This window comes from Salibacterium qingdaonense (assembly GCF_900114715.1).
Classification (GTDB): domain Bacteria; phylum Bacillota; class Bacilli; order Bacillales; family Marinococcaceae; genus Salibacterium; species Salibacterium qingdaonense.
In genome coordinates this window covers 1-13,322 of the sequence record NZ_FOTY01000018.1, presented here as the reverse complement: position 1 = coordinate 13,322, position 13,322 = coordinate 1, and the positions used below count along the sequence as shown (strand labels likewise).

General features: G+C 43.9%; 16 protein-coding genes, 1 rRNA gene and 1 pseudogene. 16 read left to right on the top strand and 2 right to left on the bottom strand.

The window, feature by feature from the left end; translation table 11 throughout:
• The first annotated feature begins 209 nt into the window (after window positions 1-209).
• Complete coding sequence (locus tag BM058_RS12720; protein WP_090927428.1) at window positions 210-1,070, top strand: nuclease-related domain-containing protein; 861 nt, start codon at window positions 210-212, stop codon at window positions 1,068-1,070.
• 229 nt (window positions 1,071-1,299) lie between these two features.
• Here BM058_RS12720 and BM058_RS12715 read toward each other — a convergent pair whose 3' ends face one another.
• Window positions 1,300-1,608: a hypothetical protein gene (locus BM058_RS12715; RefSeq protein ID WP_090927427.1), complete on the bottom strand. Its 309-nt coding sequence runs from the start codon at window positions 1,606-1,608 to the stop codon at window positions 1,300-1,302.
• 240 nt (window positions 1,609-1,848) lie between these two features.
• Complete coding sequence (locus BM058_RS12710) at window positions 1,849-2,622, bottom strand: SDR family NAD(P)-dependent oxidoreductase (protein ID WP_218151905.1); 774 nt, start codon at window positions 2,620-2,622, stop codon at window positions 1,849-1,851.
• 154 nt (window positions 2,623-2,776) lie between these two features.
• Here BM058_RS12710 and BM058_RS18305 point away from each other — a divergent pair, with 154 nt between their 5' ends.
• The 15 genes and pseudogenes from BM058_RS18305 to BM058_RS12650 all read left to right on the top strand — a co-directional run.
• On the top strand, window positions 2,777-2,944 hold the full coding sequence (locus BM058_RS18305) for a hypothetical protein (protein ID WP_177195549.1): 168 nt from the start codon (window positions 2,777-2,779) through the stop codon (window positions 2,942-2,944).
• Between the two features lie 332 nt (window positions 2,945-3,276).
• Window positions 3,277-4,020, top strand: a complete 744-nt coding sequence (locus BM058_RS12705) for a Fic family protein (RefSeq protein WP_407690184.1) — start codon at window positions 3,277-3,279, stop codon at window positions 4,018-4,020.
• 882 nt (window positions 4,021-4,902) lie between these two features.
• Window positions 4,903-6,396, top strand: a complete 1,494-nt coding sequence (locus tag BM058_RS12700; protein WP_090927470.1) for a BglG family transcription antiterminator — start codon at window positions 4,903-4,905, stop codon at window positions 6,394-6,396.
• Entirely contained in the window at window positions 6,386-6,835 is a 450-nt protein-coding gene (locus tag BM058_RS12695) for a PTS sugar transporter subunit IIA (protein WP_090927425.1), read from the top strand. The genes BM058_RS12700 and BM058_RS12695 overlap by 11 nt, the downstream gene beginning before the upstream one ends.
• Window positions 6,835-7,152 carry a PTS fructose transporter subunit IIB gene (locus tag BM058_RS12690; RefSeq protein ID WP_090927424.1) on the top strand — a complete coding sequence of 106 codons (318 nt, stop codon included), beginning with the start codon at window positions 6,835-6,837 and terminating at the stop codon, window positions 7,150-7,152. Before BM058_RS12695 ends, BM058_RS12690 begins: the two co-directional genes overlap by 1 nt.
• A 26-nt stretch (window positions 7,153-7,178) precedes the next feature.
• A complete protein-coding gene (locus tag BM058_RS12685; protein WP_090927423.1) occupies window positions 7,179-7,631 on the top strand; it encodes a fructose PTS transporter subunit IIA in 453 nt (150 codons plus the stop codon).
• A gap of 22 nt (window positions 7,632-7,653) precedes the next feature.
• On the top strand, window positions 7,654-8,763 hold the full coding sequence (locus tag BM058_RS12680; protein ID WP_090927422.1) for a PTS fructose transporter subunit IIC: 1,110 nt from the start codon (window positions 7,654-7,656) through the stop codon (window positions 8,761-8,763).
• A 12-nt stretch (window positions 8,764-8,775) separates the two neighbouring features.
• On the top strand, window positions 8,776-9,474 hold the full coding sequence (alsE, locus tag BM058_RS12675; protein WP_407690183.1) for a D-allulose 6-phosphate 3-epimerase: 699 nt from the start codon (window positions 8,776-8,778) through the stop codon (window positions 9,472-9,474).
• Window positions 9,475-9,478: 4 nt separating this feature from the next.
• Complete coding sequence (locus BM058_RS18895) at window positions 9,479-9,568, top strand: putative holin-like toxin (RefSeq protein WP_407690182.1); 90 nt, start codon at window positions 9,479-9,481, stop codon at window positions 9,566-9,568.
• A gap of 211 nt (window positions 9,569-9,779) precedes the next feature.
• Window positions 9,780-10,121, top strand: a complete 342-nt coding sequence (locus BM058_RS12670) for a PTS sugar transporter subunit IIB (protein ID WP_090927421.1) — start codon at window positions 9,780-9,782, stop codon at window positions 10,119-10,121.
• Between the two features lie 176 nt (window positions 10,122-10,297).
• On the top strand, window positions 10,298-10,546 hold the full coding sequence (locus BM058_RS12665; RefSeq protein WP_090927420.1) for an AbrB/MazE/SpoVT family DNA-binding domain-containing protein: 249 nt from the start codon (window positions 10,298-10,300) through the stop codon (window positions 10,544-10,546).
• Window positions 10,547-10,948, top strand: coding sequence for a type II toxin-antitoxin system death-on-curing family toxin (locus BM058_RS12660; protein WP_090927419.1), 402 nt, complete (start codon window positions 10,547-10,549; stop codon window positions 10,946-10,948).
• Window positions 10,949-11,159: 211 nt separating this feature from the next.
• Entirely contained in the window at window positions 11,160-11,300 is a 141-nt protein-coding gene (locus BM058_RS18890) for a hypothetical protein (protein WP_407690186.1), read from the top strand.
• Window positions 11,278-12,090 (top strand): annotated as a pseudogene (locus tag BM058_RS12655) (ISL3 family transposase); the annotation flags it as partial. The gene BM058_RS18890 and the pseudogene BM058_RS12655, both read left to right, overlap by 23 nt.
• Before the next feature lie 1,075 nt (window positions 12,091-13,165).
• Window positions 13,166-13,322 (top strand): 16S ribosomal RNA (locus BM058_RS12650); the annotation flags it as partial.

The window sequence follows — 13,322 nt, the reverse complement described above, 5'->3', positions numbered from 1 at the left end:
AGTAGAGGTAAATGAGTCGGAAAGCTCGTGATGTACAAACGATATAAAATGGTGATGTTTAATTAGGTGCCTGACCCCCAACACGGTGAAGGATTAAAGAAGACAGGTTCAAGAATTTAACTTACTCATAAACCTGAGCATAATGTATGATTTCTCATTCATGATATAATATACCCATTTAAAGCTGGAAGCAGGATGGGTGATTTTTTATGGCAGGGTTTTTGAAGAAGTGGTTTGGGAAGAAAGAAGCAGAAAAGAAATCCAGCAAACAGGCTCCCGCAAAAGCAGATAACCGGACATCGAAGGCTGGTCATCATAAGTCTCAGAGAAAGGGGGAGCTGGGAGAGTTCAAAATCAATATCCAGCTGGACCAGCTCCCGAAAGATTATAAATACCTGAGTGATATCATGATAGAAAATCCAAAATCACGGACAGGCTGGTCCCAGATCGATCATATCGTGATCACTCCTTACGGGCTCATTATCATGGAGACAAAGAATTATGCCGGAGAGATCAAAGGCGGGAAACAAGATAAGCACTGGAATGTGAATAATAAGTTTCACATGATGAATCCTTTCTTTCAGAATTATGGACATCTAGAAGCGGTGAAATCCTCTCTGGATATAACCAAAGACAAGAAATTATTTTCTATCGTTTCGTTCACCAGACGTTGTACGTTCAAGGTGGATCCCGAGCTGAGAGATATGAAAGCAGACCAGTTCATAGTTTACGATACGGAGCTGTCAGAGTGTATACATAGAAAGATGAATGTAGAGAAACTGCTGAATGACGCGCCCTTGTACAATCAGGAGGACATCCAGGACATATACAATCAGCTGAAAGAGGCCAATATTGAAGACCCAGCTTTACGAAAAGAGCATGCGGCTCTGATGAAAAACGGGAACAAGAAGACGGCAGAGCAGGATAACACAGAGAAGGCATTCTGCTATGTCTGCCGGAAGCCGCTGTCAGAAAAAGTGAAGGCTTACTGTTTAGCGAATCCAGCAAAGTTTGCCGGGAAGACGTATTGTTACGATCATCAAAAAAATGCTGCAAAGGTCGAACGTTAATCCTCATTTCGGTGCCTGCCTCCTTTTTCGTTGGACGGAGCCGTTTGCTCGGGCTCCAGCCGGAGCGGCGTCCGCTGAAGATCACCGGGGGCGCGCGTGTTGGGAGTCAGATCGGCATCTGCCAGGAGTTGCTGAACGTAGCCGATCTTCCTTGATTAAAGAAGCGAATACTGTCATCTTTTCAAGTTTTGGTTTAGGGACCAATTCTTTTAGTTCCTCTTGTAACGCCTCAATCGAACGCATAATAAAGCTCCTTTTTTCCCGTTCTTTTTATCTTCCCCTCCCGTTCCGCTCTTTTCCATTTTTCTATACAAATCCGGTTAAGGGCTTCTATTTCATCGTCAGAACGTTTTCTGTATTTAAGACGTCGTTTTTTTATACTTGATAGTTCTTTATTGACTTGATAATTCGCCTCTTTTTTGTTGGATTGAATATATTGATTTAAGTCGCTTATATCCATTTCTTTCATCGTTTGTTTCCCTTCTTTCCCCTTCTTCTTTGGGTTAAGGATATCATGGGATGATGATTTTTTATTCATTTTTGGCGGGAACCCCTCCCCCTCTCAGCGTAGGCAGGCGTTGTTTCATTTATTATATCATGTTTATGAGTTCGGTGCCTGACCCCCGGTGCTCAGGCTCCAGCCGGAGTTGCGTCAGCTGCACGATACAGCTGAGGCGGCGCCCGCGGAAAGCGGGCAGGCAGCCCCGAAGACATCCGCCCGAAAAGGAAAAGCAGAACCCCTGCCCCTGGAGTCCTGCATACATACGGATAGGCTTTTTTATGTTCCGATCATGGTGTCTATCTGTTCGAGGAGCCTGGCACGTTTGTCACGGTCCAAAGCATCCGAATGCGGGTCGCCGAAGTCACCGCGGTCATTATCAAAATATGTTCCGGACGCGTCGGCAAAGGTATCCGAGAGCGCAGCGCGGTACAGGATGTCCGCGCCGATTGTAATGTCGCCGCCTTCGACCCCGAACGCCTTTTTCACCATTTTGCTTCCTAAAAGGGACTTCGGGTTCACTGCCACAATCACCGGGTCGATACGATGCGACAGCTCCATCGTCCACATCGTGAGCGCCAGCTTGCTTTGTGCATACGCTTCTCCGTCCTGCAGTTCTGCCTCTCCCGAAAGAGCCTTTGCATCCACCGGCTTTTGGGCCGCTGAGGATACGTTCACAATGCGGCTCGACTCATCCATGATCGGCAGCAGCGCGCTGGTTAAGATATACGGCGCGATCGTATTCACCGCAAACCGGATGTCCAGCCCGTCTTCGGTCTTCTCACTCGGCGCATTGTAGACGCCCGCGTTATTAATGAGAACGTCCAGATGCTCGTGCTTCTCCTTGACTGCTTCGGCGAAGCTTCTCACGTCCGCCATTTGGGACAAATCGACCACATACTTCCCGGCGTTTTCGTTACCAATCTCCCTGGCCGCATTCGCAAGCTTTTCTTCGCTCCGCCCGTGCAGCAGCACCTCGTGGCCCTCTTCGGTCAGCATCCTCGCCGTTTCCATGCCGATACCGTCCGTTGCTCCTGTCACTAAAATCTTCATCTTTATCCCTCCCATACTACCCGGCGGGCAGCTTTTTGTTTCGTATGTCCCTAACCATTAACTATCCTTAGACGTCATTCCCAGACAGTTATATTCGAAACATCATTCATTTTGGTGCCTGACCCCCGACACGGTGAAGCGCTAAAGAAAAAGGATGCAGGAATGGAACCTACTCATCGACCGTGTCACGAATATGACATCGGCCGACGGCGTGATAGGACCGGAGAATCCGGACATCGACACGAGCCGGTATTCGCTGGAAGAAGCCACGGATTATGTGGTGGAGCAGATCGCAGGGTTATTGGACAAGGAAGAAGAATAATATGAAACGGGCCGGAGCCGATGGAAAAGAAGTATCGGCCCGGCCTTGTCTTTGTGCAGGTGATTTTTGGAAGCACCAGAGAGGGAAACAGCATATTCTTTTCACAAATAAAGTCACAATATTATAATTTCAATGTATTTAATTTGACCAAGCCAAACGTAATAATTCTAATCCATCCGTTACAGAGGGGCGGAAACTGTCTTCTTTCAGGCCTTTTGAGAAAACTTGACCACAGTTTGCTGAAGGGTATTTTTTTCAATCTACTCTTCCTGTGGTAGTATGAATATACTCGCTTCGGCAACAGAAGGGTGAATAGGAAGAGGTGGATGTGTATGATGGACTTCAGTAAGGTTAACCAGTTAAAACAGGAGTTAGATCAGTTACGTCCGCTGCCACCTGAAGCGACAAGAAACCTAAAAGAACATTTCAGGGTAGAGTGGACCTATCATTCCAATGCAATAGAAGGAAACACTTTATCCTTAATGGAAACCAAATTAGTGCTGGAAGAAGGATTAACGGTAGGCGGAAAAAAATTACGTGAACACTTTGAGGTCATTAATCATGCTGAAGCTATAGATTTTATTGAAGAACAGATCGACCAAGGTTCAACAATGAATCATTCGTTGATCAAAAATGTTCATTATCTTGTCCTTAAAAATATTGATGACCATAATGCAGGACGTTATCGTCAAATAAACGTTCGCATTTCTGGTAGTCAACACCACCCTCCTCACTTTTTACAAGTTCAAGATGAAGTGGAACAATTGATCAAATGGTATGAAGAAAATAAAGACCAACTGCATCCTGTAGAATTGGCAGCGTTATTCCATTTTAAATTTGTATATATCCATCCTTTCTCTGATGGAAATGGACGAACGGCGCGTTTATTGATGAATCTTATTCTTATGCAGAACGGATACCCGCCAGCAGTTGTAAAAGCTGAAGATGAAAAAAGATATAAATATTATGAAGTATTAGAGCTGGCCAGCATGAATCGTACATTCCAGCCTTTTATAGAGCTAATAACAGAATGTGTAGAAGAAAGCCTGGAAGTTTTTATAGGTGCTGTAACATAGCCGTTAGATAAAAGTAATATCTCTGGTATGGCTTTTTTCTGTTGGTCTTATGGCAGACAGGGTCCTTTGGCCTTTCAGTGGCAGCAGGTATTGCCGCATTTCTGTTGATCGTGGTTTTCATCCTCGGCATGGAAGTGACCAAAAGAAAAAGGATTCGACAAGCCGGAATTCATGATGTGTGGATTTCGGTGCCTGACCCCGGCACGGTGAAGGGCTAAAGAAAAAGGGTGCAGTAGTTACAATTCTCCGACGAGACCGCTAAGAAGTATAGATGAATGAATTGGAAAATTTTTAATATTTAAACGATACCAATAGTGATGTTTGGCATGCTCGTCGTGTTGATCACGTCTAAAAAGAAATAGACCGCCCTTTGTGAAGGTGTGCGGTCTATTTCTAAAGGACGTACCCAAAGCCCATCCGCTCTTAAAGCGGTTGTTGTACAGGACCGCAGGTGTACCAGCACCTGCGGTTCCTTTTTCAGTCTATGCGGTTTCTAAATCAATATACATTGTTAATTGAATTATAACACAAAGCCCGCCGGCGTAAACCTTTATCTGCCTATTGTGTAACTTCTTGATTAGATTGAACACTGGCCGGTCGTTCTGCTCTGGCAGGCGGCGCTGTGATACAATAATCATACTCTGGGATAAGAGACTCCGCTGCCCGTTTCTGCGGGCGGCGGGGTCTCTTTTTTACCTTTTACAGCTTATTAGAGAAAGGCAGTGTGGTGATCAACCGTGACTGGAAAACAACACGAGAACGGGAAAGTCTGTGTTCATACTGGACACACGTTTATCAGAAGGTTGTCCGCTGCAACGGACATTTTTAAAGGAAGCGCTTTCTTTGAACTGCGTTACGATAGAAACAGAAGGGAGGGGTGCTGTGAGTGTACAAGATCATCGCAAAGAAAAGCTGCTGCTGTTTCTTTCTAACAATCAGGATTATGTAACGGCAGATGAGTTAGCAGACATTCTTCAAACTTCTCAAAAGACCGTCTATCGTTTGATTAAAAAAATTAATGAGGAGAGTACAGAACATTCGATGATTGTCTCGGAAAAAGGGCGGGGATACACCTTAGATTACGAAAAGTTCATGAACTATCAGAAGAATATCAGAAATGATAAAGAAGACAATTTCTCCCCGGAAGAGAGGCGTAAACGGGTGATGGAAGAGCTACTGTTGTCTTCGCCCAAAGCTATAAACATTCACCAATTGTTCAGTGACTATTACGTAGGCGATTCGGTTATTTTCACGGACGAACAGACGATGAGTGAAGAGCTTAAAAAATACGACTTAACGCTGGAGAGGAAAAACAGAACGATCGCTGTATTAGGAGAAGAAACAAACATCAGAAAAGCCATGAAAGAAATTATTGAAATATTTAATATTATTGATATCGATGATTTAAAAACCAATCCGGAGCTTAATTTCAATAAGTATGATGTTTTGTTCATATTAGATCAGCTGCGCAACATTGAAAAGAACTTAAATATCACCATACCTTACCCTTACAACATCAATATTTTTTCTCACTTGTATATTTTGTTAAGCCGGTCGAGAAAAAGTCCGGACTTCCCCTTTGCAGGGCAGATCGATCAGGAGAAAACAGAAATGATGAAAAAGGATGCGGATTTAAAAGAAGTCGCTGAAGTGACTGTTTGTCATATGGAACGGTACTTACATCAAACGCTGCCGGACATCGAAGTGTATTTTCTTTATCAGTATTTAGTGTCATCGAGAATGCAGGGCACGTTTGACGTTCCATCCAACTTCTCAACCGGAGTGATACAGGTGACGGACGTGTACATGAAGGAAATGAGCGCGAGGCTTGGGATTACGATAGATAATCAGTCGATCTTTAATGATCTGGCTAATCATATTAAACCGATGCTGAACCGATTGGAGCATAAAATCCGCATCAAGAACAGATTGCTCGGTGAAATTAAAGTGACATATGAAGAGATATTTTCCCGTGTCAAAAAAGTCTCTGAATGCGTCAGTGAGACGTTTCATTTACCGGCAATCAATGACGATGAGAACGGATTTATCACGCTCTACTTTGCGAAGATGATGGAAACAAGCCAGCACCAGCCTCCTATACAAACTCTTATTATGTGTACAACGGGAATTGGAACGTCGGAATTGTTGAAAGCCAAGGCTTCAAAAAAGTTCCCTGAGCTTGAGATTGTGGACGTCGTGGCAACGCGGGATACAAAATCGTTAAAAAAGACGTACTCCGATGTCGAATTGATTATAAGCACAATCCACCTCGAAGACGAAGTCCCTGTGAAGTCACTGCTGGTTAGTGCGATGTTCACGATGGATGACCAAAAAAGGCTGCAGCAGAAAATAGAGGAGATTTACCATGAACGATAATTCTTTATTCCAGATTTATTTTGACTGCGGGTTAGACACAAAAGAACAGATGTATGCCTTTCTTTCCGAAGCGGGGTGCTCAAATGGCACATCCAGGCAGAAAACGGATATCACCCGCCAACTGTTCGAGCGGGAACAAGCGGGCATTCCTTTAATAGCAGAACACGTACTGCTGCCCCATGTTGAAAGCGAACACGTGGAAGAAAGCAGAATTGTGTTTCTAAGACCGGCAAAGCCCGTACTTTGGGGGGAAACGTCCGAAGACATTCGCTTGATTATCGCTATTTTACTCAGAAAAAACGAAGAAGAAGCCGTAAAGCAGAAGATTGCCCGGTTCACCAGATCTTTAGCTGATCACACATTTGTCGAAGAATTAGTAACGACAGCAAACGAAGCAGATTTTCACCAGAAAATAAGGACATTTCAGGAGGAATCGTAATGAAAATAGTTGGAGTTGCAGCGTGTACCGTAGGAATTGCTCATACGTATATTGCCCAGGAAAAACTGGAAAGCGCCGCAAAGAAAGCAGGTCATGAGATTTCCATGGAAACGCAGGGGACGATTGGAACAGAGAATGAATTAACGGCCGAGCAAATTGAGGAAGCTGATATTGTCATTCTGGCAACAGATGTGAAACTCAATAACCGTGAGCGTTTTGACGGAAAACGTATGATCGAAGTGGCAACCGACGTTGCGGTGAAATCGCCTAATAAACTAGTGAAAAAAGCAGAAGAAGTACTGGCACAGAAGCAATAACACTGAATATGAGCGGGGTATAATGTATGGAAATAAATGAGATTTTGAATGAACGTACGATGAAAACAAACATGAAGGCCCGGACGAAAGACGAAGCGTTACACGAATTGGCGGGCTTACTTCTGGAAAATGACTATATCACAGATATTGATCGTTTTATGAAAGATATTTACGACAGGGAGGAAATCGGTCAGACAGGTATTGGGAATTATATTGCGATTCCTCACGGCAAAAGTGACTTTGTGAAAGAAATTGGCGTGGCGATCGGTATTACTCAAAGCGAAATCCCGTGGGAAACACTGGATGATCACGGCGTCAAAGGGATTATTCTTTTCGCCGTCGGTAATGACAATGACGGGGCGGACAACCACTTAAAACTATTATCTATGTTTGCCAGAAAACTAGGAAATGACGAAGTGGTGGAAAAGTTGCTGCAATCAGACAAAACGGCAGATGTAAAAGAGGCTTTTGCTATTTAAAAGTTTCAGGGGAGGCCAAACGATGAATAAATTAAAGGAATTAAATCTTAAAGGGCATTTATTGACAGCGATTTCTTATTTAATCCCGATTGTCTGTGGTGCCGGATTTCTCATAGCGATTGGCATGGGACTGGGCGGTGAAAGTCAGGAAGAATTAGTGCAGGGGCAGTTCTCGCTATGGGACGCGCTGGCTACTATGGGTGGAACGGCGCTCGGCTTACTGCCTGTGGTTATAGCTGTAGGAATTTCTTATTCCATTGCGGAAAAGCCGGGTATAGCACCGGGTTTTGTGATCGGCTTAACGGCTAATGTCATCGGAGCTGGTTTTATAGGCGGCATCCTGGGAGGTTTTCTCTCCGGTTACCTTGCGCTCGCCGTCCTAAAATACCTTAAAGTTCCGAAATGGGCGAAAGGATTAATGCCGACGTTAATTGTTCCATTCTTCACGTCCATTATCGGCGGCTTGATCATGATTTACATTATCGGTGCGCCGGTTGCTGCGTTAACATCATTATTAACCAACTTTCTTGAAAACTTAGGATCGTCTTCTTTACTTGTTTTTGGCGGGGTTATCGGTATCTTGAGTGGTGTGGACTACGGCGGTCCTATTAACAAAACAGTATTTGCTTTTGTGCTGACCCTGCAGGCTGAAGGTATAAACGGACCCATTACAGCACTGCAGCTGGTGAATACAGCCACACCGATCGGCTTCGGACTGGCTTACTTTGTCGCAAAATTATTTAAGAAAAACATCTATACCCAAGTTGAAACAGAAACATTGAAGTCAGCTGTACCGATGGGTTTTGTCAATATTGTGGAAGGCGTTATTCCCATTGTTATGAATGATATTATCCGCGCTATCATTGCCACAGCTATCGGTGGAGCGGCAGGAGGAGCCGTATCGATGTCTCTGGGAGCTGACGCAACGGTTCCATTTGGCGGCGTATTAATGCTTCCGACGATGTCCAATCCATGGGCCGGGGTGGCAGGACTGCTGGTGAATGTTATTGTCACGGCGTTTGTTTTAGCTTTAATTAAGAAGCATAAGACAAAAGAGCAGATCCTGGAATCAGAAGATAAAGGAGAAGAAGACGAAGACGACATAGAGTTAGATGATATTAAAGTAACGTAAGGAGAATGATGAATGATGAAAAATGTAGAATTCTCACCGTCTCTCATGACGATGGACCTGGATAAATTCAACGAGCAGATTACGTTTCTGGACAAACATGCCGATTCCTATCATGTGGATATTATGGATGGACACTACGTTCCTAATATTACATTATCCCCGTGGTTCATCGAAGAGGTCAGAAAATTAAGTGACTTACCTATTTCCGCTCATCTTATGGTGACGAATCCAAGCTTATGGGTGCAGCAGCTGATTGATATAAAGTGCGAATGGATCTGCATGCACGCGGAAGTCCTGGACGGCCTTGCTTTCCGGTTAATTGACCAGATTCATGACGCCGGCTTAAAAGCAGGGGTCGTGTTAAACCCTGAAACGCCCATTGAGACGATTTATCCTTATATTCATCTCGTCGATAAGATAACCATCATGACCATTGATCCAGGGTTTGCCGGTCAGCGTTTTATCGACAGCACATTAGACAAAATTGTCGACTTGAGAAAGCTGCGCGAAGAAAAAGGGTATCCCTACGTCATTGAAATGGACGGATCTTCCAATCGCAAATCCTTCCAGAAAATCGACGCCGCAGGTCCCGATATTTACATTGTAGGCCGGAGCGGTTTGTTCGGACTCGATGAGGACATCGCAACATCGTGGGAAATCATGAATAAAGATTTCGAGGAAATGACCGGGAAATCCATATCTTACTCTTAACCCCATGGCGCTTGAAGAAGACATGTATCAGACATTATCCTTGATGGTGATGTTTGGGACGTTAATTGTGTTAATCATGTCGCAAAAGAAATAGACCGCCCCCCCCAGGTAAGGTGTGCAGTCTATTTCCATAACGGAAACCGGGCAGAGCCCTCCGCTCTTAAAGCGGCTGCTGTGCAAGGCCGCAGGTGTAACCGCACCTGCGGTTCCTTTTCATTTTATGCTGCTTCCAAAGAAGTATGCAGGTTTATCTGCATTATAACACAGGGGTACGAACGTAAACATGTAAACGGTATAATATATTTTTGGGTCACCTTTACCATAATGGAATGACGATGGCTTTCGCTGTTGCATTTGATTTAACGATCAAGCGAAGCTCAAAACTTCTTTACTATAAACTAAAAGCGAACTTCGGGAACCAATTATTTATTGAGGAAACGACGGAGTTGTTTAATTTAAGTCAATATAATACAAAAGATATAGACCTTGTGATTAATACAGTGCCGCTGCCTGAAGATATATCGATACCACATATAGTAGTGAATACCATCCTGGGAAATAAAGATTTATCGTTGGTCCGCAGCGAAACTGAAAATACCAGAAATCATATCGTAAAAGACTTTTTGGAAGAAGAAGCTATTTATTAGACGCTTACCACCAGATCATCTCCACTGCTTTGGCAGGGAAGCTGATTTCACTTCTACGACACTTGCTTTTTTTCTGACGGGCTGTTAAAATGTAATTACGTAATAATAAATACATGTAAGTACTATAAGGATAAACACATAATGAGGAAAGTTAGATAAGAAATGAGTGTGATTCTATGAGCGCGAAGGAAAGTCGTAAAGTGACGCAGACGGGAAACAGTCTGAGTGTCGGTCTGCCCAAATCCATCACCGACTCTTTAAAGATTAACCGGGGCGATGACATCGAATTCGAGGTGCAGGATAACAAAATCGTATTGAATAAAAAGCGGAAATGGGAAGAGGATGTGGACCCGGAGATGATAGATATGCTTGCTGAAACGTTCGAAGATCACCATGACGTATTTGAAAAGCTGAAGGATAGATAAATGGCGGTACATTACTTGAGAACAAAAGATGTCGCTTTGATTCATTTTATGATGATGAAAAAATTCAATGACGAAGAGCAGGCAGGTATTAAAGAACAAGGACTCCTGGAATCAGCTGTCCACCGCCCGCAGCAATCGGCTTTTGGAGAAGACGCTTATCCAACGTTATTTGAAAAAGCTTCGGCATTATTCGAGTCCTTAGCAAGAAATCATTGCTTTCATAACGGCAATAAACGGACCGCCTTTGCAGCTGTTGATATATTTTTAAAGAAGAACGGTTACAACATCAAGAAAAATGATTCAGTGAATGAGAACTTCACAGTGGATGTTGCTCAAGGAAAAGTGATGTCAGCCGATATTTCCGTTTGGTTGAGCGATAATACCGAAGAATATCTTGGTTAATCCATTGTACATCAGAAAATCCTGAATGTAGTAAGCCCCTCAGAGAGAAGTTTCTGCGGGGGCTTACTACATTAGTACGTCGATTTATAACTGGAAGAAAAGGGCTTTACAATAAATGTTGGGGTTTTAAAACCATTTCGTGCTAAAAAACACGTAAACTCCTTTATCCTTGAATTGTCGAGAAACAAGAAAGGGCAGGAGTTGCGTGTTTATGCATTTTACCATGAATGTACCCGGTTTAGAAGGATTCAACGTGATGAAAACAGAGACGATAGGCTCTACGTATTATATCCATGTGGAAAAGGAACGAAAAGCGCACAGATGCCCGGCTTGCGGGGCCCATGATTCATGAAGTGAAGGAACTACCCGAGGTCATTGCCATCGATGAGTGTAAAGGAGATACAGATGAAGGGAAGTATCAAGTTCTTATCGCAGATGGTCGGACCGGGGAACCTCTTGATATTCTGTCGGATCGCACCGCCGCCACTATCAAGCCGTATTTAAGGGAAAAAGGGGCGGAGGTGGAGATTGTGGTGATGGATATGAGCCCTTCCTTTAAATCCGCTGTCCAGCAGGCATTAGGATCTCCGATTATCATCGCGGATCGCTTTCATTTCTGCCGTTATATTTACTGGGCTCTGGATCTAGTTCGCCGGAACGTTCAGAAAGACTTTCATGACTATGACCGCAGAAAGTGCAAACGCATGAAACATGTTTTTCACAAATCCCCCGCAACCCTGAGTGAGAAGCAGTACTGGTATTTAGAGTGGTATCTGAACTTATCTCATGAGCTGACAGATGCTTATCAACTCAAAGAAATGTTCCGCTTCTGGTTTGACCAGGCCAAGCAGGAACAAGAAAACCCGGGACAAGGCATCAAAGAAGGATTATATGCTTTTTATCAAGAGGTGGAAGCCAGTGGTCTCGCAGAACTGAAAAAGGCAGCCCAAACCCTGAAGAACTGGCAGACAGAGATTTTAAACAGCTTCACCTTTGGTTATACCAACGAGCCTATCGAAGGGTTAAATAATCAGACAAAGGTGATGAAACGAAATGCCTTTGGGTTTCAACGATAGGATCAGCTGCGGAGTGAAATTTTATTACATCATCAGATGAAAGATCAGGATATTCAAGTAGGATAAAGGGGCAGAGACCGACGGCCTCTACCCCAACAATTGACTTAGAACCTCTTTTATAAAAGTGAAACATTTGGAACGTAAACATCCGGATGAGTATCCGAAGAGCCCTGCGCGGCTGTCGGTACCGTCCGGATTTTTATGTTTATCGCGGTGTGCATGTGCGGGGTTTGGTCGGTGGGCCGGGTGTTACCAGCGGACTTTTGTCGAATACATGCCAAACCGCATGCTTTATCAGCCAAGTGCACCGTAATACAAGCGGAGGCCGCCGGTACAGGCCAAATAGGCTGGAATACATGCCGAATCAACACAAATACATGCCAAACAACCGCCTTTACCGGCCAAAGCTTGAACTGGTCCGTCTAGAAATTTTTATAACTATCAAGAAAAAGCGTTCTTAGTATCAACGTAGTATAGAACGTTGATACTGCACAAATGCTTACAGGAATAACCAGTAAGAAAAGTAGTTTACTCATTTTTCAGGAGCCTGCAACGAGATGGTCTTGGAATATATGAATAGGCGTGCCGGCCAAAAGTAGTACACAATGAATGAAGTAACATAGATTCCGTTTCCCTTGTCTTTACCTATTATACCGAGCAATGTTGAGAACAATCCGCAACCGCTGTCCCGGATGCGGCGGATTCGGAGCCCATCTTCTTTTCTATGTATCAAACAGCCGGGACGTTTGACTACAGATTTTAAGGTTAAGGGCGATTTCTCTTGAATGCATCATTTTCTCGTACTAATATAAGCAGATGTGTGATAAAAAATGGAGATTCTAAGTGACACGCGACCTGAAGATATCAGTATAGTTGACGAAATGGGTGACAAGTTACATTCCTGTCTTCCCGCCCATTGGAAAAGGGAAATCAGCTCAGCGATTCGATTCTAAAAAGCTTTGCCAAAAAGAATTTTTAAAAAGTGTTGACTATGATTTGGGAAGCTGGTAATATAGATTTTGTCGCTTTGAGAGGCGGCATACAAACTGCCCTTTGAAAATTGAATGAAAGTCAAGCGTCTGTCAATTCAAATGGTCTGCGGACCATACAGATAAGAAACACAGCACAGCATCAAACTTTTTTAATGGAGAGTTTGATCCTGGCTCAGGACGAACGCTGGCGGCGTGCCTAATACATGCAAGTCGAGCGCGGGAAGCGGACGGAAACCCTCCGGGGTGGAAATCCGTGGAACGAGCGGCGGACGGGTGAGTAACACGTGGGCAACCTGCCTGAAAGTC